General features: G+C 69.5%; 27 protein-coding genes. 8 read left to right on the top strand and 19 right to left on the bottom strand.

Going from position 1 to position 24,846, the window contains the following annotated elements; genetic code table 11:
- Positions 1-6: 6 nt before the first annotated feature.
- From msrB to ACZ50Q_RS16660, 4 genes are read right to left on the bottom strand one after another with little or no spacing between them, the layout of a single operon-like run.
- Complete coding sequence (msrB, locus tag ACZ50Q_RS16675) at positions 7-516, bottom strand: peptide-methionine (R)-S-oxide reductase MsrB (protein WP_464079015.1); 510 nt, start codon at positions 514-516, stop codon at positions 7-9.
- Between the two features lie 60 nt (positions 517-576).
- A complete protein-coding gene (locus ACZ50Q_RS16670) occupies positions 577-903 on the bottom strand; it encodes a pentapeptide MXKDX repeat protein (RefSeq protein WP_092575278.1) in 327 nt (108 codons plus the stop codon).
- 40 nt (positions 904-943) lie between these two features.
- The gene (locus ACZ50Q_RS16665) at positions 944-1,735 is read right to left on the bottom strand and encodes a molybdopterin-dependent oxidoreductase (protein ID WP_464079014.1); all 792 of its coding nucleotides are present in this window, start codon (positions 1,733-1,735) and stop codon (positions 944-946) included.
- Between the two features lie 10 nt (positions 1,736-1,745).
- Positions 1,746-2,369 carry a cytochrome b/b6 domain-containing protein gene (locus tag ACZ50Q_RS16660; protein WP_464079013.1) on the bottom strand — a complete coding sequence of 208 codons (624 nt, stop codon included), beginning with the start codon at positions 2,367-2,369 and terminating at the stop codon, positions 1,746-1,748.
- 146 nt (positions 2,370-2,515) lie between these two features.
- Between ACZ50Q_RS16660 and ACZ50Q_RS16655 the strand changes: the two genes are divergently transcribed.
- Complete coding sequence (locus ACZ50Q_RS16655; protein WP_076521195.1) at positions 2,516-3,235, top strand: response regulator transcription factor; 720 nt, start codon at positions 2,516-2,518, stop codon at positions 3,233-3,235.
- Positions 3,232-4,710, top strand: a complete 1,479-nt coding sequence (locus tag ACZ50Q_RS16650) for a sensor histidine kinase (protein WP_092575283.1) — start codon at positions 3,232-3,234, stop codon at positions 4,708-4,710. The genes ACZ50Q_RS16655 and ACZ50Q_RS16650 overlap by 4 nt, the downstream gene beginning before the upstream one ends.
- On the opposite strand, the gene ACZ50Q_RS16645 is transcribed toward ACZ50Q_RS16650, so the two are convergent.
- From ACZ50Q_RS16645 to ACZ50Q_RS16585, 13 genes are all read right to left on the bottom strand, one after another.
- Entirely contained in the window at positions 4,707-7,313 is a 2,607-nt protein-coding gene (locus ACZ50Q_RS16645) for a PEP/pyruvate-binding domain-containing protein (protein ID WP_464079012.1), read from the bottom strand. The genes ACZ50Q_RS16650 and ACZ50Q_RS16645 overlap by 4 nt on opposite strands.
- Positions 7,310-7,957, bottom strand: coding sequence for a TetR/AcrR family transcriptional regulator (locus tag ACZ50Q_RS16640; RefSeq protein WP_464079011.1), 648 nt, complete (start codon positions 7,955-7,957; stop codon positions 7,310-7,312). The genes ACZ50Q_RS16645 and ACZ50Q_RS16640 overlap by 4 nt, the downstream gene beginning before the upstream one ends.
- Positions 7,958-8,075: 118 nt before the next feature.
- A complete protein-coding gene (locus ACZ50Q_RS16635) occupies positions 8,076-9,035 on the bottom strand; it encodes a DMT family transporter (RefSeq protein WP_464079010.1) in 960 nt (319 codons plus the stop codon).
- A 129-nt stretch (positions 9,036-9,164) separates the two neighbouring features.
- Positions 9,165-10,031 (bottom strand): AraC family transcriptional regulator, encoded by an 867-nt coding sequence (locus ACZ50Q_RS16630; RefSeq protein WP_464079009.1) that lies wholly within the window; start codon positions 10,029-10,031, stop codon positions 9,165-9,167.
- A gap of 32 nt (positions 10,032-10,063) precedes the next feature.
- On the bottom strand, positions 10,064-11,362 hold the full coding sequence (locus ACZ50Q_RS16625; protein ID WP_464079008.1) for an RNA polymerase sigma factor: 1,299 nt from the start codon (positions 11,360-11,362) through the stop codon (positions 10,064-10,066).
- Positions 11,359-11,766 carry a VOC family protein gene (locus tag ACZ50Q_RS16620; RefSeq protein ID WP_076521188.1) on the bottom strand — a complete coding sequence of 136 codons (408 nt, stop codon included), beginning with the start codon at positions 11,764-11,766 and terminating at the stop codon, positions 11,359-11,361. Before ACZ50Q_RS16620 ends, ACZ50Q_RS16625 begins: the two co-directional genes overlap by 4 nt.
- A gap of 67 nt (positions 11,767-11,833) precedes the next feature.
- Complete coding sequence (locus ACZ50Q_RS16615) at positions 11,834-12,247, bottom strand: YciI family protein (RefSeq protein WP_076521187.1); 414 nt, start codon at positions 12,245-12,247, stop codon at positions 11,834-11,836.
- A 416-nt stretch (positions 12,248-12,663) separates the two neighbouring features.
- Complete coding sequence (locus tag ACZ50Q_RS16610) at positions 12,664-13,017, bottom strand: YciI family protein (RefSeq protein WP_092575302.1); 354 nt, start codon at positions 13,015-13,017, stop codon at positions 12,664-12,666.
- 98 nt (positions 13,018-13,115) lie between these two features.
- Entirely contained in the window at positions 13,116-13,307 is a 192-nt protein-coding gene (locus tag ACZ50Q_RS16605) for a helix-turn-helix transcriptional regulator (RefSeq protein WP_076521185.1), read from the bottom strand.
- Positions 13,304-13,690, bottom strand: coding sequence for a hypothetical protein (locus tag ACZ50Q_RS16600; RefSeq protein WP_464079007.1), 387 nt, complete (start codon positions 13,688-13,690; stop codon positions 13,304-13,306). The genes ACZ50Q_RS16605 and ACZ50Q_RS16600 overlap by 4 nt, the downstream gene beginning before the upstream one ends.
- 229 nt (positions 13,691-13,919) lie before the next feature.
- On the bottom strand, positions 13,920-14,933 hold the full coding sequence (locus ACZ50Q_RS16595) for an OmpA/MotB family protein (protein ID WP_092575310.1): 1,014 nt from the start codon (positions 14,931-14,933) through the stop codon (positions 13,920-13,922).
- A complete protein-coding gene (locus tag ACZ50Q_RS16590; protein WP_464079006.1) occupies positions 14,930-15,823 on the bottom strand; it encodes a motility protein A in 894 nt (297 codons plus the stop codon). Before ACZ50Q_RS16590 ends, ACZ50Q_RS16595 begins: the two co-directional genes overlap by 4 nt.
- A 154-nt stretch (positions 15,824-15,977) precedes the next feature.
- Positions 15,978-16,568 (bottom strand): GNAT family N-acetyltransferase, encoded by a 591-nt coding sequence (locus tag ACZ50Q_RS16585; RefSeq protein ID WP_464079005.1) that lies wholly within the window; start codon positions 16,566-16,568, stop codon positions 15,978-15,980.
- A gap of 122 nt (positions 16,569-16,690) precedes the next feature.
- Here ACZ50Q_RS16585 and ACZ50Q_RS16580 point away from each other — a divergent pair, with 122 nt between their 5' ends.
- On the top strand, positions 16,691-18,433 hold the full coding sequence (locus ACZ50Q_RS16580) for an NYN domain-containing protein (protein ID WP_464079004.1): 1,743 nt from the start codon (positions 16,691-16,693) through the stop codon (positions 18,431-18,433).
- A 25-nt stretch (positions 18,434-18,458) separates the two neighbouring features.
- Here the strand turns inward: ACZ50Q_RS16580 and ACZ50Q_RS16575 are convergent, their stop codons facing one another.
- Positions 18,459-19,331: an AraC family transcriptional regulator gene (locus tag ACZ50Q_RS16575; RefSeq protein ID WP_464079003.1), complete on the bottom strand. Its 873-nt coding sequence runs from the start codon at positions 19,329-19,331 to the stop codon at positions 18,459-18,461.
- A gap of 74 nt (positions 19,332-19,405) precedes the next feature.
- Between ACZ50Q_RS16575 and ACZ50Q_RS16570 the strand changes: the two genes are divergently transcribed.
- The 3 genes from ACZ50Q_RS16570 to ACZ50Q_RS16560 all read left to right on the top strand — a co-directional run bounded on the left by ACZ50Q_RS16570 (position 19,406) and on the right by ACZ50Q_RS16560 (position 20,631).
- Positions 19,406-19,666, top strand: a complete 261-nt coding sequence (locus tag ACZ50Q_RS16570) for a hypothetical protein (protein WP_464079002.1) — start codon at positions 19,406-19,408, stop codon at positions 19,664-19,666.
- Positions 19,667-19,817: 151 nt separating this feature from the next.
- The gene (locus ACZ50Q_RS16565; RefSeq protein WP_464079001.1) at positions 19,818-20,324 is read left to right on the top strand and encodes a 2-thiouracil desulfurase family protein; all 507 of its coding nucleotides are present in this window, start codon (positions 19,818-19,820) and stop codon (positions 20,322-20,324) included.
- Positions 20,314-20,631: a hypothetical protein gene (locus ACZ50Q_RS16560; protein WP_464079000.1), complete on the top strand. Its 318-nt coding sequence runs from the start codon at positions 20,314-20,316 to the stop codon at positions 20,629-20,631. Before ACZ50Q_RS16565 ends, ACZ50Q_RS16560 begins: the two co-directional genes overlap by 11 nt.
- 12 nt (positions 20,632-20,643) lie before the next feature.
- Here ACZ50Q_RS16560 and ACZ50Q_RS16555 read toward each other — a convergent pair whose 3' ends face one another.
- The gene (locus ACZ50Q_RS16555; protein WP_464078999.1) at positions 20,644-21,213 is read right to left on the bottom strand and encodes a hypothetical protein; all 570 of its coding nucleotides are present in this window, start codon (positions 21,211-21,213) and stop codon (positions 20,644-20,646) included.
- Between the two features lie 225 nt (positions 21,214-21,438).
- Here ACZ50Q_RS16555 and ACZ50Q_RS16550 point away from each other — a divergent pair, with 225 nt between their 5' ends.
- Both ACZ50Q_RS16550 and ACZ50Q_RS16545 read left to right on the top strand, forming a co-directional pair.
- Positions 21,439-22,050, top strand: a complete 612-nt coding sequence (locus ACZ50Q_RS16550; protein WP_464078998.1) for a TetR/AcrR family transcriptional regulator — start codon at positions 21,439-21,441, stop codon at positions 22,048-22,050.
- Between the two features lie 390 nt (positions 22,051-22,440).
- A complete protein-coding gene (locus tag ACZ50Q_RS16545) occupies positions 22,441-24,846 on the top strand; it encodes a mechanosensitive ion channel domain-containing protein (protein WP_464082007.1) in 2,406 nt (801 codons plus the stop codon).

Raw genomic sequence — 24,846 nt, 5'->3', positions numbered from 1 at the left:
CGCGGGTCAGGCCTGCGGGGCGAAGGTCATGGCCACGCCGTTCATGCAATAGCGCAGGCCGGTCGGGCGTGGGCCGTCATCGAATACGTGGCCCAGATGGCCGCCGCAGTTGGCGCAATGCACGGCGGTGCGGACCATGCCGAAGCTGCGGTCGCGCGTCTCGCCGACCGCGCCGGGCAGGGGTTGCCAGAAGCTGGGCCAGCCGGTGCCGCTGTCGAACTTGGTGGACGAGGAGAACAAGGGGTGCGCGCAGCCCGCGCAGGCGAAGGTGCCTGGGCGGTGCTCGTCATTGAGCGGGCTGGAGTAGGGGCGTTCCGTGCCGTCGCGGCGCAGCACCTGGTACTGCGCCTGCGTCAGCCGTTCGCGCCATTGCGCGTCGGTGAGCGTGTAGGGAAAGGTCGCGGCCGGGGCAGCCGCTTGCGCCAGACCGCTGCGCGCGGCCAGCAGCGGAGCCAGGCCGGCGGCGGCAGCGGCCGCGCCGCCCAGACCCAGGAAATGTCTGCGGTTCAAGTTCATGGCGATTTCCGTGCGGGTTGCGTTCAGGCGGGGGCCTGCAAGGGCGGCCCCCGCCCTGGATCACTTCTGCATGCCATCCTTGGACATGCCGTCCTTGCCCATCGTGCCTTTCGACATGGAATCCTTGGACATGGAATCCTTGGACATCGACCCCTTGGACATCGAATCCTTGGACATCGAATCCTTCGACATCGAATCCTTCGACATCGACCCCTTAGACATCCCGTCGCGCGACATCGAGTCCTTCTTCATGCCGTCCTGCGCGGGCGCTTCTTTCGACATGCCGTTCTTGGTCATGCCGTCCTTGCTCATGGTGTCGGCGGCGTGGGCGGCCGCGGCGCCGAAGGCCAGGCACAGGGACAGAGCGGCGGTGGTCAGTTTCTTCATGATGCTTTCCTTTTGACAGTGGGAAAAAGACAGAATTCACCTAGCTTCCGCCGAACCAGTTGTAGCCCTGGTCCTCCCAGTAACCGCCCGGGTAGGTGTTGGTGACGAAAATCGCCTGGATGTGCTTGGGGTTTTTGTAGCCAAGCTTGGTGGGCATGCGCAGCTTCATGGGGAAGCCGTATTCAGGGGGCAAGGTCCGGCCGTCGTAGATGAGGGCCAGGATGGTCTGCGGGTGCAGCGCGGTGGGCATGTCGATGCTGGTGTAGTAGTCGTCGGCGCACTTGAAGCCGACGTACCTGGCGGACAGGTCCGCGCCCACGCGCTTGAGGAAGTCCGAAAACGGCACACCGCCCCATTTGCCGATGGCGCTCCAGCCTTCGACGCAGATGTGCCGCGTGACCTGGTCCACCTGCGCCATGGCGCGCAGTTCGTCCAGGCGCCAGCGGCGCTTGTCGGCGACCAGGCCGGTGACTTCCAGGCGGAACGAGTCCTCGTCCACCTGCGGCACGTCGTCGATGCCGTAGAAGGCATTGAAGGGAAAGGGCCGCGTGATCATGGATTCCGGGTAGGTCGGCGCGAGCTTGTTCGGATCGAAGATCCAGCCTTGCACGCGGTCGTTGAAGCGGGACACGGCCGAGAGCGCCTGCTCGACGTGTTCGTCGTCGGACAGCGAGCATCCGGACAGCATGGCCAGGCCGCCCAGCGTCAGCCCGCGCCGCAGGAAGGCGCGTCGCGCGGGCTGCTCCACGCGTTTGTCCAACAGTTTTCCGGCTTCGCGCAGGATGGCGGGGCCGTCCAGGCCCGGCAGCGGGGGGCGTCGCTTTTCGCTCATGAATGGCTCCTTATTTGCCGCGGATCATGGCGAGCAGGCTGCGGGGCACCAGCGCGACCATCGCCAGGTGGACAGCGACGAACGCCACCAGCAACGCCATCGCGACGAAGTGCACGCGGCGCGCGGCTTCGTAGCCGCCCATCAGCTCGCGCAAAAGGTCGAATTGCACGGATTTCCACAGCACCAGCCCGGACAGGATCAGCACGGCGATATCGGCCATGACAAACAGATAGGCCAGGCGCTGCACCTGGTTGTAGCGGCGCGGATCCGCGTGGGACAGCCTGCCGCGCAGGGCCGAGACCAGGTCGCGCGCCACGCCGCCCGCGCTGACGGGCAGGAACTTGCGCCACAGGCGGCCGGTGGCGATGTTCATCGCCAGGTAGAACAGGCCATTGAAGAACAGCAGCCACATGCCGGCAAAGTGCCACTGCAGCGCGCCGCCCAGCCATCCGCCCAGCGTGATGCCGTTGGGAAACGTGAACGCGAAGAAGGGCGCGGCGTTGTAGATGCGCCAGCCGCTCATCACCATGATGACCACGGCCAGCGCATTCAGCCAATGCGACACCCGCAGCCAGGCGGGGTGGATGGGCGCGTTCTGTGGCGGCAAGTCGTCGATTGCGGGTCGAGCCAGCATGGCGGTCTCCGGTGGGGGGGCTGTCGTTGGAGGCATTCTTGCCCCGCGCCAATATCGAAGTCCTCACGCAAAGTTAAATTAAATGTGAACTTTCACCCCCGCCGATTGGCGACAATAGGCGCATCGATCACGCCCCAGGTAGCCCCATGGATACGCCCCGCCGCGTACTGATAGTTGAAGACGACGCCCACATCGCGGAACTGCTGCGCCTGCACCTGCGCGACGAGGGCTATGACGTCGAGCACGCGGCCGACGGCGACGCGGGCATGCGCATGCTGGAAGAGGGCGGCTGGGACGCGCTGGTCCTGGATCTGATGCTGCCCGGCATCGACGGGCTGGAAATCTGCAAGCGCGCGCGCGCGATGGCGCGCTATACGCCCATCATCATCACCAGCGCGCGGTCCAGCGAAGTCCACCGCATCCTGGGCCTGGAGCTGGGCGCGGACGACTATCTGGCCAAGCCGTTTTCGATGCTGGAGCTGGTGGCGCGGGTGCGCGCGCTGCTGCGCCGCAGCGACGCCATCGAGCGCAATGCGCGCCTGGATGCCGGCAGCCTGGCCGTCCATGGCGTGTCGATCGATCCGATCGCCCGCACGGTGGACGTGGACGCGCGCCGCCTGGACCTCACGCCCCGCGAGTTCGACCTGCTGCATTTCTTTGCGCGGCATCCGGACAAGGTGTTTTCGCGCATGGACCTGTTGAACCAGGTGTGGGGCTATCAGCACGAGGGCTACGAACACACGGTCAACACGCACATCAACCGGCTGCGCACCAAGATCGAGGCCGACCCGTCCAACCCGCAGCGCATCCTGACCGTGTGGGGGCGAGGGTACAAATTTTCGGCGGCCCCGGGGGGACAGTCATGAAGCGTTTCACGCTGACCCAGCGCCTGTCCGGCGTCTTCGCCTTGCTGCTGCTGGCGTGCTGCGGGGCGTCGGCCTGGCTGCAGATCGCCGCCAATTCGCGCTACGAACAGGAGGTCGTGCAGCGGCTGTCGAGCGGGCTGGCCCAGCACATTGCCGGGTCCACCGAGCTGATGGACGCCGGCGGCTGGAAGCCCGGCGCCGTGCGGTCGCTGTTCGACATGCTGATGGCGGTGAATCCGGCCGTCGAGGTCTACCTGCTGGCCAGCGACGGACGCATCGTGGCCGACGCCGCGCCGCCCGGGCAGATCAGGCGCGACCGGGTGGATCTGGGCCCGGTGCAGCGCCTTCTGGCCGGGGGGATGCTGCCCATCGCCGGCGACGACCCGCGCAGCCTGGACGCGCAGAAAGTGTTCAGCGCCGCGCCGGTGCGCGTGGACGGCCGCGAGCAAGGCTACGTCTACGTGGTGCTGCAGGGCCAGGCGCATGATGCGCTGGCGATGGATGTGTCGCGCAGCTCGGTGCTGCGCACGACGCTGTGGTCGATCGCGCTGGTGGCCCTGCTGGGACTGGTGGCGGGCCTGGCCGCGTTTGCGCTGATCACGCGGCCGTTGCGCGCCCTGACGCGCGCGGTGCGCGCCTTCGATGGCGACGAAGGCCAGGCGCTGGCCGCGCTGGCGCCGCCGGACGAGCTGGCGGCGCGCGGCGGCGACGAGATCGCGGTGCTGCGGCGCACGTTTGCGCAGATGGGGCAGCGGATCTCCGAGCAGTGGCGCGAACTGACGCGCCAGGACCAGCAGCGGCGCGACCTGGTCGCCAATATTTCGCACGACCTGCGCACGCCGCTCACGTCCCTTCATGGTTATCTGGAGACGCTGCGCCTGAAGGACGAGTCGCTGGACCCGGCCGAGCGCCGCCGCTACCTGGACATCGCGCTGGCGCAAAGCCGCAAGGTCGGCCGGCTGGCGCAGGAGCTCTTCGAACTGGCGCGGCTGGAGTCGGGGCTGGTGCGGCTGGAGCCCGAGACGTTCTCGCTGCCCGAACTGGTGCAGGACGTGATCCAGAAGTTCGAACTGGCCGCCGAGGCGCGCGGCCAGCGGCTGACGACGGCCATCGCGCAGGCGCTGCCGCCGGTGCGCGCGGACCTGGGGCTGATCGAGCGCGTGCTGACCAATCTGCTGGACAACGCCATCCGCCACAGCCCGCCGGGCGGGCGGATCGAATTGCAGCTTGGCGTGTCCCGCAACCGGGTGCAGGTCCAGGTCAGCGATTCCGGCACGGGCATCCCGGAGGAACTGCGCGCGGGGCTGTTCACGCGCGCGTCGGCGCTGAACAGGGGGCCTGGCGACGCTGGCGGGCTGGGCCTGGTGATCGTGCAGCGCATCCTGCAACTGCATCAGAGCGAGATCCGGCTGGTCGACGGGGCGGCCGGCGGCGCGGTGTTCCAGTTCGACCTGGCGGCGGGAAACCCGGCCTAGGGCATGTCGTCCGGCACGCGCCGGACCACGCCGCGCACGGCGTCCACCGCCAGCATGTCCCCCGTGGCGACGCCTTCCAGAATTCCCTGCACGTTCACCACGGCCGGAACGCCGAATTCGCGCGCCACGATGGCGGCGTGCGACAGGTAGCCGCCGGCTTCCATCACCACCGCGCCCGCGCGCAGGAAAAGGGGCGTCCACGCAGGGTCGGACGACGCCGCGACCAGGATGCCACCGGCAGGCATGGCCAGGCCCTCTTCCGGCGTGCGGGCGACGAACGCGCGGCCGCGAGCGTGTCCGCCCGCCACCGGCGTGCCGCGCCACGAATCGCCGGGCGCTGCCCCGGCCGGGGGCGTTTGCGGCGCGCCTACTGGCACGCCAACCCGCACGCCAACCCGCACGCCAACCGCCGCGTCGCCGGTGGCGTATTCGGTGATGACATCGGGGTCCGGCAGCGCGGCCCAGGCCTGCAGTTGCTCGCGTCGTGCCGCCGCCCGCCGGCCCAGGGCGGCGGCGGATATCCGGCCGTCCGCCAGCGCGAAGATTTCGGCGGCGTTCAGATGGAAGATGTCGTCCGGGACGGCCAGCCCGTCCGGGCCGGCGGTGCGCCGGCCCAGTTCCCGCGCGATTCTGCGGGCCACGGCCAGATAGGCCACGAGCACGCTGCGCGCGGCCTCGCGCTGGTTGCCTTCCAGGCGGGACGCGGCCAGCAGTTTGGCGGCCAACGGCCGTTGCCAGAAGGGCAAGGCGCGGCGCACGCGCTGCCATGCCTGCCGCGCCGCGTCGGCCTGCCGTGCGCGCAGCGCGGCGGGGTCGGCGCCGATCAGGTTCAGCACGCTGTCCAGCAGGTAGCCCGGGGCCTCGCGCCAGCGCGGATTGCGTAGATACGTCTCGTAGACGGCGCGGTGGCCATAGCGGCGCAGAAAGTCCGCAAAGGCCGTCTTGAACGGGCTGCCGTCCGGGAGGGCAGCCAGCCACGCGGCGCTGTCGCGCCCAGGCGCACGCAGCCAGGCAAGCGCCGCGGCGTCGTCCGCGGCCAGTTGCGCCAGCCGCATGAGCGCGTAGCCCTGCTCGGCGGTCACGCTGGGATCGCCGCCCGCCATCAGGGCGGCGGTCAGCGCGTGGCCTTCGCCGGGGGCGGCGCGCTCCACCATTTCCAGCAGCTTGGATAGCGCGCCGCCGCCCGAACCCTGCAGGAAAAACAGCTCATCGGCGGCCAGCACGGTCTGGAACTGTTCGCGCAGTTGGGCGCCCAGGGCGGCGTTGGAAGCGGGCAGCGGCGCATCCAGCCATGCCTGCGCGCGCGCCATGAACCGGGGCAGGTCGGCAGCGGCCTGGCGGCGCAACGGGGCGGCCCGGCGCAGATAGCGCACGAGGCGCAGACCATGGCGCAGGCGCTGCGCAGCGGTCAGGGGCGGCACGCGGATCTCGGGCTGCGGGCCGCCCAGCAAGGCATTCATGTCGCGCGGCTTGACCCCGAGCGCGTCGTAGCCCACCCATTGGATGACCGACGCGTTCAGGTAGGCGCGGCCCTGGAACAGTGCCGCGAGCCGCACGCCGGGCAGCGTGCCGTAGCCGCTCAATTCAAAACCGCAGGTGAGCATGCGCTGCGCCATGACGCGGCCCGCGTCCCATTCCAGGGCCGACATGGCCTGCGGCAGCACCTCGCGGGTGTTGCCGCGCGACCAGTAATCGGGCTGGTTTTGCAGCGCGGGATAGGTGCGGCGGGCGGAGGCGGTGACCGGCCGGGCCTGGACGATCCAGAACCGCTCGCCGTCCCAGGCCCACTCGATGTCGTAGCCCCCGCCGCCGTAGTCCAGCGCGCGGGCGGCGTCGCGGGCGATGTCGCCCAGGGCCTCGGCCTGCGCGTCCGTCAGCACGGCCCGCGCGGCGACCGCGTCGGGCGTGGCGGCCAGGCGGGTGCCCGCGCCGCGCGGGACAGGCTGCGTCGCGTGGCGCTTGGCGCCGATGCGCCGGGCCACCAGCGGCCAGGCCTGGCGCAGGGTGTGTTCACGCAGGCGGTACTCGTCGCCCTCGGCCTGGCCGTTCACGAGGGATTCGCCCAAGCCCCAGTTGGCGTGGATGATCATCTCGTCGTGGCGGCCGGTGGCGGGATCGATGGTGAAGATGATGCCCGAGGCCGCCGCCTCGATCATCGGCATCACCACCACGGCCATGCCATCCGCGTCGCTGTCGGTCAGGCCGAGGCGCTGGCGGTAGGCCTGGGCCTGGGGCGTCCACCGCGAATCCCAGATGCGCCGCAGCGCCTCCTGCGCCGCGTCCGGTCCGCGCACATTCAGGCACGAGAGATGGATGCCGGCGAACGACGCGCCCGCGGAATCCTCCTGTGGCGCCGACGAGCGCAACGCCAGCGGACGGTCCAGCCAGCCGCGGGCGTGCAAGGCCTCCAGCAAAACCTGCGCGACGCCGGGCGGCAGGTCCTGGCCGGGCCGATGCGCGTGGCTGGCCTGCGCCGCCAGCACGAAGCCGTCGGGCACAGGCACGCCGAATTGGGCCATGCGGCCCAACTGCCATCCTTTGCCGCCCGCCGCTTGCGGGCCGGCGTGGGCCGCCGCCGCCCAGTCCAGCACCAGGGCGGTCATGCCGCGCGCCGGTCGACGCCGTCCATGAAAAGGGCGATCGCGGCGTCGAACTCCGTCTTGAGCGACGCGCCGGGCTGGTCCAGCCAGCGCAGCAGGGCGCCCAGGTAGAGAAACTGCAGGTGGTGAGCCAGCAGATCCGCGGCCAGGTCGGACCGCGCCTGGCCCGCAGCCTGCGCGTCCTGGATCAAGGCGGCGAAGACGGCCTGCATGCCGCTGCGGGGGGAGCGCGCGTCGCCGCGTCCGCCCGGCTGCACCGTGGCAAGGCGGTAGCGCAGATAGGGGCCCAGGTAGGCGCGATGCGATTCGGACCAGTGCGCCGAGGCATGCAGCAGGCGCGTGAGCCGCGCGGCAAGCGTGGGGAGCGCTTTCAATGCGGGCCCCAGGCCGGCCAGCGACGCCGCCAGTTCGCCGTGGAAGCGGTGCGCCAGCAGGGCTTCCTTGACGGGGAAATGGTTGTAGAGGGTGCCCTTGGACACGTCCGCCTGCGCCGCAATCTGTTCCATCGTCACCGCGTCGTAGCCCAGCGTTTCGAACAGGCGCCACGCGGTCTGGGTCAGATGAGACAGGGTCTGCTGGCGCTTGCGCTCGCGGCGGCTGGTGTCGGCGGCGTCGGCGTCGGGAAAAACAGGGATGGCGTCGGGCATGGCGGATCCAATGATTAGACGGCGTAGAAAATTATACGTCGTCCAATAATTGACGAGGTGCCCGCCGGCGGTGGGCCGTCGCACCGGGTGGTAACGGGCGGCCCCCGCAGGCGCCGCTTCACGCGGCCGCCGCCACCGCCTGCGGCTTCACCCGCACGGCCCGCAGCACGCCCACCACCAGGCAAGCAATGCCCACCAGCGTCAGCGGCGCCGGCATGCTCCCGCGCAGGATGAACGCATAGGCCAGCGCCGCCAGGGTTTCGAACACGATGAGCTGGCCGGCCAGCGCCGTGGGCAGCCGCTGGCTGGCTTCGTTCCAGCACAGGGTGCCCAGCCAGGACGCGAACAGGCCGATGGCGATCATCAACCCCAGAAACACGTCGGGGCGAGGTCCCAGCGGCATGTCGAACCCGCTGCCGGCGGCCGCCATGCCGATCCACAGCAGGCCGTAGCCCGCCAGCGCCAGCGGCAGCGTGGCCACGCCCTGCGCGGTGGCCCAGGTGCGCGGACTGCGGCCGGGATGGTTGCGCAGCCAGTCGGCATTGCGCAGCGGATACCACGTCCAGCACGCCACCGCGCCCAGCGCGAGCAAGGCGCCGATCGCGTGGCGCGACATGTCGGCATCCGCCTCCTGGCGCAGCGCCTGCAACTCCACCTGGTTGACGCAGGCGATGCCGAGCGCGATGAGGCCCAGCGACGGGGCCAGCCGCCGCCACGGCAACCGGCCGTCGCGGCGCGCATTGCGCAGGTTGGCGCTGATGGCGATGACCACGGGCAGGGTGCCGATGATCATGGTCGGCACCGGTCCGCCGGCGCGCTGGATGGCGCTGGCCAGGCACAGGTAATACAGCAGGTTGCCGATGGCGGCGAGCTTGAGCGCCTCGATCCAGTCCGCGCGCGTCAAGAGGCGCAGGTTGCGGCGGTCCAGCCAGGCGAGCGGCAGGGCGATGAGGCCGAACGCGAGGTAGCGCGCCACGGATTGCAGCGCGGCCGGATACTCCGGCAGCAGCAGCGGACCGATGAACACCAGCCCCCACATCAGGCCGGCGGCCAGGGCGTAAAGGGTTCCAGCCCACATACATCGCACTCCAGGTCTTGAATGCCGCCAGTCTAGCCAGGAGCGCGGGGCCGAATCTTGTACCAGATTGCGACGCCGGCGGCGGCGAGGCGCGCACCGGCAGGCACGTGCCCATTACCCGCGCACCTTTTACCCGCGCACCTGTTTCTGATAGCGCGACGGCGTGACGCCATAGCGGCGCGAAAACGCGCGCGTGAGATGCGCCTGGTCGGTCAGCCCGGCCGCCAGCGCCACCTGGGCCGGCGCCACGCCTGCCGCCAGCAGGCGCTTGGCCTCGTACAGCCGCAGCGCCATCAGCATCTGCTGCGGCGTGGCGTGGTGATGCGCCTGGAAGCTGCGCAGGAAATGGAAGGGGCTCAGCCCGGCCACCGCGGCCAGTTCGTCCAGCGTCAGGCGGCGCGACAGGTTCGCGTGCAGGTAGTCGATGACCGGTGCGAAGCGGGGCGCGCCTTCGGCCGCGGCGGGACGCGGCACGCCAGCGTGGCGGCGGAATTCGCCCAGCAGCGCGAACAGCGCGCTGTCGAAGGCCAGCGGCTCGGATGCGTGCCACAGCGTATCGAGCAGCGCGGTGACGCGCTGCGCGCCGGCGGCATCGCGGCCCACGGCGGCGCCGAACCACCAGCCGGTCTCCCCGGTCACCCGCGCGGCGACGTCCGGATCGATGTAGGCCATGCGGTAGCGCCAGCCGCCTTCGGTTTCGGCGCGTCCGGTGTGCAATTCGTCGGGGTTCATCGTCACCAGCGAGCCGGGGGGCGCCAGGTGGTCGGCGCCGCGGTAGCGGAAGCGTTCGACGCCGGATTCGATGGCGCCCAGTCCGAACGCCTCATGGGTATGCGGTTCGAAGGCGTGGCGGACGATGTGGGCGCGGTACAGCTCCACCCCGGGCTGGTGGGCCGCGCGGCGAAACTGCGCGCGGTCACCGGGATGGTCGAACGCCGCCGGCACGCCCGTGAGGGGCGGCGCGGCGGGATCAGGCGTGGCGGCGGCGCGTGGCATGCCTGGGATTTAAGCACGCCGCGTCCGGCCCCTCATTCGTCCGGAGTCGGGTCGGGTTCCCGGGACATGTCGCGGGCCCGCGCCAGCAGCAGTTCGCGCTCGCGGGCGTTGCGCGTCATGCCGGCCGCGCGCTCGAATTCGTCGCGGGCTTCGGCCTTGCGGCCCAGCCGGGCCAGCAGGTCGGCGCGCACGCTGGGCAGCCAGTGATAGTTGGCGAGTGACGGGTCCGCCGCCAGCGCGTCGGCCAGATCCAGTCCGGCCTGCGGGCCGTATGCCATGCCGACGGCGACGGCGCGGTTCAGCGCCACCACCGGCGACGGCGCGGCCTGGGCGAGCGCATCGTACAGGGCCACGATGCGCGGCCAGTCCGTTTCCGCGGGCGTGCGGGCGCGGGCGTGGCAGGCGGCCAGTTCGGCCTGCAGGGCATAGGGGCCGCGCGCGCCGCCCAGCGCCTCGACGCGCGCCAGCGCCGCCAGCCCGCGCCGGATCAGCAGCGGATCCCAGCGCCGGCGGTCCTGGTCCATCAGCAGCACCGGCCGGCCCGCGGCATCGGTGCGCGCATGCAGGCGCGACGCCTGCAGCTCCATCAGCGCGACCAGCCCGTGCACGTCGGCCTCGTCGGGCGTCAGCTCTGCCAGGATGCGGCCCAGGCGCAGCGCTTCGTCGCACAGGCCGGGGCGCATCCAGTCCTCGCCCGACGTTGCCGAATAGCCTTCGTTGAAGATCAGGTAGATGACCTCCAGCACCGAGGCCAGGCGGGGCGCCCGGTCCGCGGCCTTGGGCACCTCGAAGGGCACATTGGCCGCGGACAGCGTGCGCTTGGCCCGCACGATGCGCTGGGCGATGGTCGATTCCGACGCCAGGAAAGCGCGCGCGATCTCGGCCGTGGTCAGCCCGCCCAGCAGCCGCAGCGTCAGCGCCACGCGGGCCTCCGTGGACAGCAGCGGGTGGCAGGCGGTGAAGACCAGCCGCAGCAGGTCGTCGCCGATGTCGTCCTGACGCGCCGCATCCAGCGCGTCGACGAAATCGGGCTCCACGTCGGCCTGCAAGGCCTCCAGTTCGTGGCCGATCTGCGCGTGCTTGCGGGCGTGCAGCGCATCCAGCCGCAGGCGGTCGCGCGCGCGGTTCTTCGCGGTGGTCATCAGCCATGCTCCGGGATTGTCCGGCACGCCCGTCTGCGGCCAGCGTTCCAGCGCCGCGACCAGGGCGTCCTGCGCCAGTTCTTCGGCCAGTCCCACGTCGCGCACGAGGCGCGCAACGCCCGCGATGACGCTGGCGGCCTCGATCCGCCAGACCGCCTCGATGGCGCGATGCGTGGCCGCCTGCGTCATGCGCCAGCCGCTTCGCCCGGGACCATGTACGCCAGTTCCCAGATGTGCCCGTCCAGGTCCTCGAAGCCGTGCGCGTACATGAAGCCGTGGTCCTGCGGCGCGCGCGGCGCCGTGCCGCCCGCCGCCACCGCGCGCGCGACCAGGTCGTCGACCTCGGCCCGGCTCTCGCAGGACAGGCAGACCAGCACTTCCGTGCTTTGGGTGGCATCGGCCACCGGCTTGCCGGTGAAGCCCTGGAAGAAATCCTTCACCAGCAGCATGACGTAGAGGTTGTCGCCGACGACCATGCAGGCGCCCTGGTCGTTGGTGAAATCGGGATTGAAGTCGTAGCCCAGTTTCCGGAAGAATGCCTGGGACTTCTGCATGTCGGCGATGGGAAGGTTGACGAAAATCTGCTTGTGCATGGCGTGTCTCGCTTTGTGTGGGGGGGGCGTTCGGGTCTGGCTCTGCGTTGCGCGGGGGATGGCGGCTTCAGTGGCTGGGCGAGGGCATCTGGCGGAAGCGCTCGACCTGCGGGCTGGGCTCGAAATCCTCCAGCTCGAACACCTGGCGCACCTCGATCTCGCATGCCTGGCCGGGGAAGGGCGACGGAAAGCGCATCGCCCATTGCATCGCCTCTTCGCGCGAGCGCACCTGGATCATGGTGTAGCCGGCGATCAGTTCCTTGGTCTCGGCGAATGGCCCGTCGATAAGCCGGCGTTCGCCGCCGCCGTCATAGCGCACGCGCCAGCCCTTGGACGTGGGCTGCAGTCCATTGGCGTCCAGCAGCACGCCGGCCTTGACCAGGGCTTCGTGGTAGGTCGCCATCGCGGCGAGCAGGCTGTCGTCCGGCATCTTGCCGGCTTCGCTGTCGGGCGTGGCCCGAACGAGGATCATGAATCGCATCGGTGTGATCTCCTGGATCGATGGGCAAGTCCCGGAAGGGGGACTTGTATTGCATCGACGAACGGCGCGGCTGCGGATCGACAAGGTTTTTGTGACCCCAGGGTAAACACTAGGTCAAACGGGGGCGCTTCGCAGTTGGTTACGAAGATCCAGCCCTTGTTGCAGGCACCTTCCCTACACTCGCAAGCTTTCCAAACGCCTGAAGCCACGATATGAAAGTCCTGTGCAGCCTTGCCCTTGTTGCCTCCTTGTTGTCCGGCTGTGCCGTGTATACGCCGCAAGGGTCTGTCGTCGTCGACCCGCATGATGGCGGCGGCCGCGGGGGCTTCTGTCCGCCCGGACAGGCCAAGAAGGGCAATTGCTGAAGCAGCCGCGTGTCCGCGTGGTGACGCCGGGCTGGCATCGCGCCACAGCCACTACAGGAAGCAGGGCCCCAGCTCCCTGACCTCGACCGTGGCCCATTGCGCCGCCGGGCATTCGGCGGCCAGGGCCAGCGCCTCTTCGCGCGAGTCGCAGGTCAGGAGGAAGAATCCGCCAATCATCTCCTTGGCCTCGGCATAGGGGCCGTCCACGATCTGCCGTTCTCCGTCGCGCACGCGCAGGCGCGCGCCTTCGGCCTCGGATTTCAGGGATTCGGCGCGGGCGAGCAGGCCGCGCGATTGCAGGGATTCGGCGTAACGCAGCATCTGCGCATAGGCCTCGCGGCCTTCTTCGGGCGTGCGCTGGGCGCGCTGGCCCACCGGTTCTACGATCAGAAGCAGGTAAGACATGGGGACTCCCGGGGCGGACTGCGGACGCCGCGAGCGGCGGGTCCGCTAGGTTAACGCCGATCCCCGCGTGCGCGCCACGGCGCCGAGGCGCAGCGGCGTCATTCTTCCTGGAAGATCGATTCGATCGCGGTGTCGAACACGCGGGCGATGGCGAACGCGAGCGGCAGGCTCGGATCGTAGCGGCCCGTTTCGATGGCATTGACCGTCTGGCGCGACACGTCCAGACGCTCGGCCAGCGCGGCCTGGCTCCAGCCGCGTTCGGCGCGCAATTCGCGGATGCGGTTTTTCATCGATGGCGCAGCGTTTGGACGAGGGTCGTGCATGCCCAGACCCCGCCCATCAGCGGCCAGACCACGAACATGCTCAGCTTCGGAAAGCCCGCGATTTCCAGGAAGCCATAGGTGAACGTGACGCCGGCCGTGACCGCGGCGGCGATGGCCAGATGTTCCAGCGTGGTCTTGCGAATGAACTCGTCCGAACTGCGGACCGCGCGCACGACGGCGCGCAACGCCAGCAAGAAGGCGAGCATGGGCGTGAGCAGCACGGCGGTGCGCAAGGCGCCTGCCGGCATGTCCAGGCTGAGGCGCAGGGCGCCCACCAGCAGCACGATGTAGAGGGCGAACGCGATGCCCAGTTCCTTGAAATAGCGGCGCTTTGCCTGGTTTTGACTCATGGGAATGCCTGTGTGGATGTAAAGCGTGCTTGATATTCTGGCGGGGCGGTTGGGGTGTGTCAAGGGTCCTTTACATCTTCGGGTGTGCGCTTCAGCCAGTCTTTGCACGCAGGACGCAGGACGCAGGACGCAGGACGCGGGGCGCGGGGCGCAGGCCATGCACAGGCCCGCCGCCCAATCGAACGGCAATAAAAAACCGGCTTGCGCCGGTTTCCGAAGGGGATCGCGATCAGGACCGGGCCGGCGCCTTGGCGGCGGTCTCGGCGGCTTTGGCCGCCGCGTCGGGGCGCGACGCCGGCTTGCCGGCATCGGTCGCCTGCGGGGTGGCGGCCGCTTTGGTGGCCTGCTGCGGCGTGATGTCCATGATCAGTTCGACGCGACGGTTGGCGGCGCGCCCGGCAGCCGTGTCGTTCGACTCGATGGGGCGCGTTTCCGCATAGCCCACCGCGCGCAGGCGCTGCGGGTCCACGCCGTCGCGCACCAGTTCCCGCAGCACGCTGGTCGCGCGGCTGCTGGACAGCTCCCAGTTGGAGGCGAACTGTTTGGTCAGGATGGGCACCGGATCGCTGTGGCCTTCGACCGACACCTGGTACGCATTTTTGTTCAGGATGCCCGCCAGGCGCTTGATCACGTCCAGGCCTGCGTTGCTGAGCGTGGCCTGGCCCGAGGCGAACAGCAGCTCGTTGCTGATGCGAAAGCTCACCGACTGTTCATTGACGATCACATCCACCGAATTGCCCAGGTCCGCCAGGCCCAGCGACTCCTTGGACGGGGCGGTCAGCGGCTTGGCGGCCTCGGCCACCACGACCTCGTCGTCGGCCGCGGGGGGCGCGGACGACGCGACGACCGGAGCGGGGGGAGCAGGTAGTTCCTTCCAGCTGGCGGGGATGGCCACGCTGTCGAACTCGGAATACTCGCCGTCGTAGGCGGGCAGTCCGGCCGCGGCCAGGGTGCCGACGACTTCCACCGCTTGATCGGACTTGCCGTAGCCGCCGCCGTGTAGCGCAATGGCCAACATGACGACGAGCATGGCGAGCAGCAGCGTGATGAGATCCAGATAGCTCAGCAGCCAGTTTTCAGAATCCTGTTCGACGGATTCCTCGACGTGCCAGCGCGCGTAGCGGTCCTGGCGGTCGCTTTCGCTGGGCCGCCAGCCGCTATTGGCGGCCGCCTTCTGTGCGCGTAGCTGCGCCTGGCGGGCCTGCTCGATCCGCTGGGCGAGGGAAGGGGAAATCAGGCTCATTGACGCGCGGCTGCCGGGCGGACGAGGGTGGCGGGAGCGCCGGCGGCATTGCCTGCCGCGGCGGCGGGCGCCGGCTTGCCCTGGCCTTCCGGCTTGGCCTTGGGCCGGGCGTCGGCGCCGCCATCGTAGATTTCGTCTTCGACGTGCATCACGAAGGAATTCAGGGTCTCGCGCACCATGGCCGGGCCGCGCTTCTCGCACATCATCGAGATGCCCTGCAGCACCATGTTCATGGACTCCACGCGGCGCGCCGTGCGGCGTTCCAGCTTCAGTGCGATCGGCTTGCAGACCAGGTTGGCGAGCAGGATGCCGTAAAACGTGGTCATCAGGCCGATGGCCAGCTGCTGGCCGATGGTCTGCATGCTGCCATCGCCCAGCACGGCCATCAGGTTGATCAGGCCGACCAGCGTGCCCAGCATCCCGAAGGCCGGCGCAAACGTGGCCATGACGCGGAACATCTGGGCTTCGGCCTGCTCGCGGGCGCGCAGGCGGGCCACGCGCCACTTCAACAGCTCGATGATCTGCTCTTCGGGCGTGTTGTCGATGATGAGCTGCACGCCCGTGCGCAGGAACGGATTCGAGACTTTCTTGAGCTCGTGCTCAACCTTGTGGACGTCGGTGTTCATCCAGAGCTGGGCCATCCCGACCAGTTCTTCGATGTCGCGCTGCTGGTCGTGCTGGTCATTGCGGAACACGGTGCGCACCAGCTTGAAGACGCGCACGACTTCCTGCAGCGGATACGCGATGAACAGCGCCGCGCAGGTGCCGCCCAGCACGATCGCCAGGCCCGGCAGATTGAAGTACAGGCTGGAGTCGTTGGCGGACAGCGCCACGACGATGACCAGGGTGAGCAGGCCGACAACGGCGCCGATGACGGTAGACGGATTCATGGATGTTGCCCGATGACAAGGCATCCCACGCGCGGAATGCCGGATTTTCGGGAATTCTAGCCAGCGCGGGCCCAGGTCAATCGGCCGGAAAGCGGGGCGAAATAGGCGATAAGCGCCGGGTTGACCGGCCAGGCGGCCGGCCGAGACGCCCGTCTTAATCGGGGACGAACTCGGCTTCGGGGGAGCCGGCCTGGCGCGCCATCCATTCGTCGCGGGTGATCTCCCAGATCTCGCAGGCATGGCGGCCGCTGACCAGGCCGCGTTCCTCGGTGGCCACGCAGCGCATGCCGCTGCTTTCCGATATCCGGCGCGAGGCCGTGTTGGCGATGGCCTTGGGCGCGCGCAGCACGGGCTTGCCCAGCACGCCGAACCAGTAGGCCGTGGCGGCGGCGCAGGCTTCGGTCATGTAGCCCAGGCCCTGCTGGGCCGGATCCAGCCAGAACCCCCGGTTGTTGCCGGGGTCGTCGTTCATCAGGCTGATGACGCCGATCAGCTGGTCCGGCTGCGCGCGCGTGCGGATCGACCAATGCCACTGCGTCCCGCGGCGCACGGCGGGCAGGGCGGCCTGCTCGATGTACTGGCGCGCCCCATCGTCGGGGTACGGCCAGGGCACCTGGTCGGCCAGGAATCGCACGACGTCCCATTGGGCAAAGATGCGCTGGATGGCGTCCGCGTCCGCCAGGCACAGGGGCCGCAGCAGCAGTCGAGCGGTGGTCAGTTCAGGAGGCGGAGCGGCGTCGGGCATGGCGGTAGCGGACTGGGAGGCCGGAGAGGTCAATCGGAAATGTATATCATGGGCGGATTGTGGCGGCGTATCGCCTGGCTTGGCCCAGGCTTGGCGTGGGCGGCCGCGGAATTGGAGAGAACATGAACAACCCCAACGAAAACGTCAGCATGGCGCTTTTCTGCGACTTCGAGAACGTGGCGCTGGGCGTGCGCGACACCAAATACCAGAAGTTCGACATCCGGCCGGTGCTCGAGCGCCTGCTGCTCAAGGGCAGCATCGTCGTCAAGAAGGCCTACTGCGACTGGGAGCGCTACAAGGAATTCAAGGCGCCCATGCACGAGGCCAACTTCGAGCTCATCGAAATTCCGCATGTGCGGCAGTCGGGAAAGAACTCGGCCGACATCCGGCTGGTCGTGGATGCGCTGGACTTCTGCTACACCAAATCCCACGTCAACACCTTCGTGATCATCAGTGGCGATTCCGATTTTTCGCCGCTCGTGTCCAAGCTGCGCGAGAACGACAAGAAGGTCATCGGCGTGGGCGTCAAGCAGTCCACCTCGGACCTGCTCATCGCCAACTGCGATGAATTCATCTTTTATGACGACCTGGCGCGCGAAGGCCAGCGCACCGCCGACGCACGGCGAGACACCCGCGGCGCCAGCGTCCAGCGCCGCTCGCCGGACGAGGAACGCCGCCGCAAGGAAGAGCAGGAAGCCCGCAAGACCCGCGCCGTCGAGATGGTCGTCGAGACGTTCGAGGCCCTGGTGGCCGAACGCGGCGACAGCGGCAAGATCTGGGCCTCGGCCCTGAAAGACGCCCTCAAGCGCCGCAAGCCGGATTTCAACGAGTCCTACTACGGGTTCCGCGCGTTCGGCAACCTGCTGGAAGAGGCGCAGTCGCGCGGCTTCCTGGAGGTCGGCCGCGAGGAAAAGTCCGGCACCTATGTCTACCGCGACAGCACGGGCGGCGAGCGCGTCGCGGGCGGCGATGCGCCGGCCGAATCCGCGCCGGAAGGCGTGGCCGACCACGCGGACGCGCAGGCCGGCGGCGGCAGGAATTCGCGCAAATCCCGCGGCGGCCGCAAGTCGGCGGGCGGGCGGACGGCGGGCCAACAGGGCGGCGCGGACCGGGACGATGGCGCTTCGCCGTCCGCGGATCATGCCGGCGAGCCGGACGCCTGGAAACAACCCGATGCGCCCCGCCAGACCGAAGGCGGCACGGTCGTCGACGCGCCCGCGCTTGCGGGGCAGATGGCGGGCGCCGATCAACCGGAGGATGCCGGCCAGGCCCGCAGTCACGATCAGGACGAAGGACGTCCGCCCCGCAATGCGCGGCAGGCGGACCGGCGTTCGCGCGGCGCCAGGCCGGCAGGCGGTGCGCGGCGGGCGCGGGACGAGGCGCAGGCCGACGCACCCAGCCAGCCGGACGCGGCGCCCGCGGGCGACCGTGTGCCGTCCGACGCACCCCAGGCCCCGGCGGTCCCCGCGCCGTCCTTCGGCCGGCCCCCGCAACCCCTGCCGCAATCGGCGCTCGTGCCCATGCCGCCGCCAGTCGTGAACGTGGGCGAATGGACCTTCGTCACGCCGCCTGTCCAGGCCGAACGCGAACGCCCGGCGAAGGCGGCCGATCCGATCACCGGCCCCGCAGCCAGCCCGGCCGCCGAACCCGCACCCGCCGCCAAGCGAGGACGCGGTGCGCGCAAGACCGCCGCGAAGGCCGAAGACGGCGCGCAGAGCGAGGCCAAGCCTGCCGCAGGGAAATCCGCGCCCGCGAGGTCCGCGGCCGAGCCGGCGGCAGAGGCCGCGACGCCCGCCAAGCCGGCGCGCAAGACGGCCCGCAAGACCGCGCCGCGCGCCGCCAAGAAGGCGGCCCAGGAGGGTTGAGCGCGCTCGGGCGGGGTGCCAGTGCTTAATCCGCCTGGCGGTCCGCCCGTGGCCTGAACCGGCCCGGCGTGGCGCCCAGTTCCCGCTTGAACATGGCGATGAACGCGCTGACGTTGTCATAACCCAGCTCCAGCGCCACCGTGGTCACCGCAGCCCCCGCCGCCAGCATTTCCTGGGCGCGCATCAGGCGCGCGCGCTGCCGCCATGCGCCCACCGGCAATCCCGTCTCGGCAAGAAAACGGCGCGCCAGCGTGCGCGGGGCCATGCCGACGGCGGCCGCCCATGCCTGCAGCGGCCGCGTGTCCGCGGGGTGGTCCGACAACGCCAGCGCCAACTGCTGCAAGCGCGCATCGCGCGGCAGCACGAGCGCGACCCCGGCGTGCGGCAGGCTACGGATCTCGTCTCGAATCACCTCGACGATACGCCGGCGCGCCGGATCGGCGGTGTCGGCGTCTTCTCCCCAGCTTGCCGCGCGTTCGATCGCGGCCAACAGCAAAGACGAGGCCTGCAATACGCACGGCCGTTGCGGCAGGCCTGCGCAGGCCGCGGGGCTGAGATAGGCGCTGTAGCCGGCGTAGGGACCGTGCGAGCGCAGCCCATGCGGGTGACCGGGAGGAATCCAGACGGCATGCTGCGACGGGACGACCCACTGCTGGTCTGCCGCGTAGACGGTCAGCAGGCCTTGCCACGCGCCCAGCAATTGACCCCGCGCGTGCTCGTGCATGGCCGTGTGCCGAAGCGCACCGTCCTGCCGGGCGACGGCGATGAGCCGCGGGCCCCCACGCGCGCGGGCGCGCTCGGGAGCCAGCAGCGGCGCGCCCGGGGCGCAGGAAGAAGCGGGCGCCGGACCGGGGCGGACGCCGGTGCGCGAAGCGGGTGGCTGAAACGCGGTATTCATTGGCCAGACTGACGCAGTTATGCCGAAAGATAGGGCTTATCGTAGCGCCTGTACCCAACCCTCAGGAGTCAATCATGAAAGCCCAGGATGTGCTGCCGGACGGCAAGGACCAAGGCATCTTCCATGGGGTGGCGGTGCGCAAAGGCACGGTCGGCGCGTTTCTGGCCAATGCCCGCGTGTGCGTCGATCCGGCGGCGCCGCCCGAGGCCGTCGCCGACGCGCGGCGGGACATCCAGGACGCGATGCCCGCCCTGCGGGCGCTGGGCCTGTTCGACATACTCCAGGTGCGCGATCCGGCGCTTCGGGACTGGATGCAGGCGTTGCCGGGCAACTAGCGGACCGGTTCCGCGGGCAAGGGGCATGCCCGCATTCGTGTTCTATGATTCGAGCCTCGGACGCCGGTCTGTACGTTCGGCCCCGGATTCCCGGCCCGAGCAGCCCAAATCCACCGTCCGCCTCCACCGACTCCCCATTTCCCGGTCCTGCATGCATTACGTTCTGGTCAGCTCCTGCCTGTTGGGCAATCCCGTGCGCTACGACGGCCGCAGCGTGCAGCAAGGCGATGCCGTGCTGGACCGGTGGCTGCAGGAAGGCCGGGTCGTCGCCGTCTGTCCCGAGGTGGCGGGCGGCATGCCGATCCCCCGGCCGCCCGCCGAGATCGAGCCGGGCAAGGACGCGGCCGCGGTGCTGGCCGGCCGGGCGCGCGTCGTGGCGGTGACGGGCGACGACGTCACGCAGGCGTTCGTGCGCGGCGCCCACGAGGCGCTCGCGGCGGCGCAGGCGCGCGGCATCCGCATCGCCGTGCTGAAAGAAGGCAGCCCGTCCTGCGGCAGCGGCTATGTGTACGACGGCCATTTCGCCGGCCGCCGCCAGCCCGGCGTGGGGGTGACCGCTGAATTGCTGCGCCGCGCGGGCCTGCAGGTCTTCAGCGAAAAGCAATGGGGCGAAGCCGCCGCCTGTCTCGCGGCGCTGGAGGCGGGCGATGCTGAGTGAGGCCGGTGACTGGCTGGTCCTGCTGGGCGTGGCCGCATGCGCCTATGCGGCATGGAAAAGCGCGGCGCGCGCCGGCCGCAGCCGTGCGATTGCGCGCGTGGCGGCGCTTTTTTGCCTGGCCTTGTCCGCATTCTTCTTCTACGCCTGGTACGCGCAGTACCTGAAATGGGACTTCAACGAACTGGGCCGCTACTACGATCCGGTCGACCAGGTGGTCTATACGGACGCAGGGTTCGTCTGGGTGTTGCCGGCCGCCGCGCTGTTGATCCTGGGCCTCTTGTACGCCCGGCGCGGCTGGCGGCGCTGATCGCGCGGTGCGTCAGTTGGCGCGATACCCGCGGCTGGTCATGCAGGAATCCAACGCTCGGTTGTAGGTGTCCACCATGATCTGGGTGGTCCAGGCGTTGATGGTGGCCGGATCGTACCCGCTCTGGTTCATGGCCCAGCGCCGGCAGTCGGTCGTGGCGTTCGCCTGGGCGGTATTGACCGCGGGGGCCGGTTCATACTGCACCGGCGCGTATTGCGGCACGGGCGTCGAATAGGCAACGGGGGGCGTTTCATACACCGGCGCCGCTTCATAAACCGGGGCGCCATACGCCGGCGCCGCATAGAGGGGAGGGCTCGTGTACCCCACGCCGGACGAATACACCCCGGTCTGCACGTAGGAAGGCCCCGAATTGGCCGCCAGCAGCAGCCCGACCGTCGCCAGCGCAAATGCGCCGCCGATCCACCAGCCGTCCGAACTGCTGCCGCCGCCACCGTGATGGTGGTGATAGCCGCCGCCATGGCCGCCGCCCCAATATCCGCCACGCCCGCCAGCCACCGCCGGCGCGCTGGCCACCGCCAGCGCCAATGCCGCCATGGCCACCCGGCCTGAAAACCGCTTCATGATCTTGCTCCTCGGCCGCCCGGAGCCGGCACCGTGCACGGCGCGGACGACAGCCTTACTTTACTGCTCCGTCGCCGCAATAAGTTGTCGCAAGCGATACGGGGATTTCAAGTGATTTCAGGCGCGTGACCGAGGCCGGGAACGGGTTGCTCGCAGTGGCCGACGCGTGGCCAAACCGTCCTGCCGCGTGTGGCGTAAAGGGGGGATAGGTAGTACTTTCTCGCGATGAACACGGCACTACCCATTTCGGCATCGCAAGACAAGCGTCTCACCAAGGGTGAGCGTACGCGGCTGCTGCTATTGGCCGTCGCCGCGGCAGAGTTCGCCGAGCGGGGATTCCAGTACACCCGGGTCAGCGACATCGTCGCCCGCGCCGGCGTGACCCAGCCCGTGTTCTACCAATACTTCGCCAGCAAACAGGCGGCCTACGACGAACTGGTGGGCCTGTTCGCCCAGCGCCTGCGTCACGCGATCAGCCAGGCGCGGCTGCCTGGCGACCTGCACGGCGCCGAACTGGCCGCCCGAATCCGCCAGGGCGTGGGCAGCCTGCTCGCCATCTTGCAGGAAGATCCCAACCTCACCCGCATCGGCTTCTTCCAGGCCGACGCCGCCGAGGCGCTCAAGGACGAACTGGTCGCCATGATCGCCGACAACGTGCGCGCCGAGCAGCAGGCCGGCCTGTTCCGCCCCGAAATATCGCCCGAGTGGTTCGGCCAGTCCCTCATGGGCATCATCGAACGCTTCACCCGCCAATCCCCCGACGCCGCCCGCCAGCAGGCGCTGGCGGAATTCATCACGGATCTGCTGCTGGATGGGATGCGCAGGCGGCCAGGATAGGGCCGTTTCGCGTGTCAGCTTGCGATGGCGCGTGTTTTTGCGCTGCAGGAATGGAGCGACGACGCGTGACGGTGACTCAGTTGGCGGCGCCGACGTCACGCCAGATCCCGCGAACCCGGCGCCCCAGCCCATGCTCCCCCTCGCACCACACCGCCCGCGCCCTCGGGGACAGACCCATGGGCTTTATCATGTGCCCTGTGCCCAAGCACGCGACCTTGTTCGCGTGCCCGCTTTATTGCCTGACATTCATGCCCTGATCGCAGAGGAGATTCATTAGTGGTTCGATCCTCAACGACAGCATCCCTATCCCTTCCCACCCGCCATCACGCCGCCATTTCCTGGCGGCGCAGACGGGAGAGGCCCTGGCTGGCGGTCCTGCTGCTGGGGGCGATGCTGAGTTGCCTGTCGTTGCTCTGGCACGCACCCGCCAAGGCCGCGCTTCCGCTGCTGTCACAGACCCAGACACAGGAACCCGCGGCCGCGTCTCCGGCGCTGACGCCCGCCGCGCTGGCCGACCTGCTGGACAATCCCGAGGCTCGCCAGGCCCTGATCGACCAGTTGCGTGCGCAGGCGGCCGGGGACAAGCCGGCGGCTGGCGGAACGGCGCCGGTGCGGACCGCGTCATCGCAGGCGCCGCCTGCCGAGCCGGCCGAACCCACGCTGCTTGAGCGCATGACCGACGGCGTGCAACGCTTCCTGACCGGCGTGGCCGCCGACATGGGGCAGGGCGTCGACGACATGCGCGCGCTGGCCTCGGGCCGCAGCCTGCGCCTGGACAGCGGCACCGCGGGCGCCGCGCTGCTGCCGCTGGCATTGGCCGCCGTGGTCACGCTCGTCGCGTTCCTCCTGCTGCGCATGATCGCCATGCGCATCTACACCCGGATCGACCATTGGGTGGCCGAGCTGGGCTGCGGCGCGGCGGCGTCACCCGCACGGGGCGCGCCCGCGTCCATGCGCGTGCTGGCCCGCCGGGCGGGCGCGATCGTGGGGGCGCTGGCGATCGACGTGGTTGTCGTGATGCTGGCCGTCATGGCGGGCGGCGCCGCGGCGCTGTGGGGCACGCCCGGGCGCGGCGCGCTGGATGCGCTGGCGGCCGTGTTCCTGCAGGCGTTCGTGGCGGTGGAGATCGTCAAGGTGCTGATCCGCACGGTGTTCGCCGTCCGCCATCCGCACCTGCGGCTGCTGCCCATGTCGGATGAACTGGCCAGGTACTGGTGCGGCTGGCTGTTGCGCATTGCGGCGATGGCCGGCTACGGCACGCTGCTGGTCGGTCCCGTGATGGCGGCGACGCTATCGCCGGCGCTGGGGCGGCTGGCGACCATGCTCATCATGCTGGCGGTGTACATCTATGCCGTGCGCGTCATCTGGCAGAACCGCCGGGCCGTGCGCGAGCGCCTGGACCGGCGCGCCGCGGGGGCGGCCACGTTCATGGGATCGAGGCTGCGTTTCCTGTCGCGCGTCTGGCACGTGTTGGGGATCGGCTATTTCACGATCCTGCTGGTGGTCAGCCAGGTCGATCCGACCAACGCGCTGCCGTTCATGGCCCGCGCCACGGCGCAGACCCTGCTGGTCATCGGCGTGGGCAGCCTGCTGATCCTGCTGCTCAATACCGTGCTGGCCAAGCCCATCCGACTGTCGGACGACCTGCGGCGGCGCCTGCCGCTGCTGGAGGCGCGCGTCAACGCCTACGTGCCGGCCACGCTGAAAGGGGTCGGCTGGATCATCCGCATCGTCATCGTGCTGCTGATCCTGGATGCGTGGCAGGCCTTCGACCTGTCGCGCTGGCTGGCCTCGGACGCCGGGGCCGCCGCGATCAAGGTGGTGCTGAACATCGTCATCGTGCTGCTGATCGCCACGCTGGCCTGGACCGTCATCGCCAGCATCATCGAGCATCGCCTGAGCCAGAGCGAAGAGCGCGGCATGCCCAGCGCGCGCGAACGCACGCTGCTGGCGCTGTTCCGCAACGCGGCGCTGATCGTCATCGTGACGATGACGTTGATGGTGCTGCTGTCGCAGATCGGCATCGACGTCGGTCCGCTGATCGCCGGCGCCGGCGTGGTCGGCCTGGCCATCGGGTTTGGTGCGCAGAAGCTGGTGCAGGACATCATCACCGGCGTTTTCATCCAGCTTGAGAACGGGATGAACGAGAACGACGTGGTGCAGGTGGCGGGCGTGTTCGGCACCGTCGAGAAGATGACCATCCGCTCTGTCGGCATCCGCACGCTGGATGGCGGTTATCACCTCGTGCCGTTCTCGTCGGTGGATGTGGTGGCCAACCATATGCGCGACTTCTCTTACCACCTGGGCGAATACACCATTGCGCACCGCGAAAGCATCGACGACGCGATCGAGCATCTGCGCGCGGCCTTTGCCGAGCTGATGACGGATTCGGTGCTGGGACCGGAGATCCTGGAAGAGATGACGGTGGCCGGCGTCACGGCGGTCAACGACAAGGGCGTGACGATACGCATCCTGATCAAGACCACGCCCGGCATGCAGTGGGCGGTGCAGCGCGGCTACAACCGGCTGCTCAAGAAGCATTTCGACGCCGCCGGCATCGAGCTGCCGTACCCGCACACGGTGGTTTACTTCGGGCAGGACAAGCGCGGTTACGCGCCGCCTGCCAACGTGGCCTTGCAGACTGAACGCGCGGACGAGGGCGACGACGCCCGCGCCGCGGGCCATACGCGCCGCCGGCTCAAGCCGGAGGCGGCCGGCGAGGATTCGGCCGAGGTGCTGGGCAATGAGCTGGAGGCGCGGGAGGAGCCCGACGCGGCACCCGCCCGGACGTCGTGA

This window comes from Achromobacter sp. T5-5, assembly GCF_055397965.1.
The sequence above is the reverse complement of the archived record's forward strand: the minus strand, read 5'-3'. Positions and strand labels throughout refer to the sequence as shown.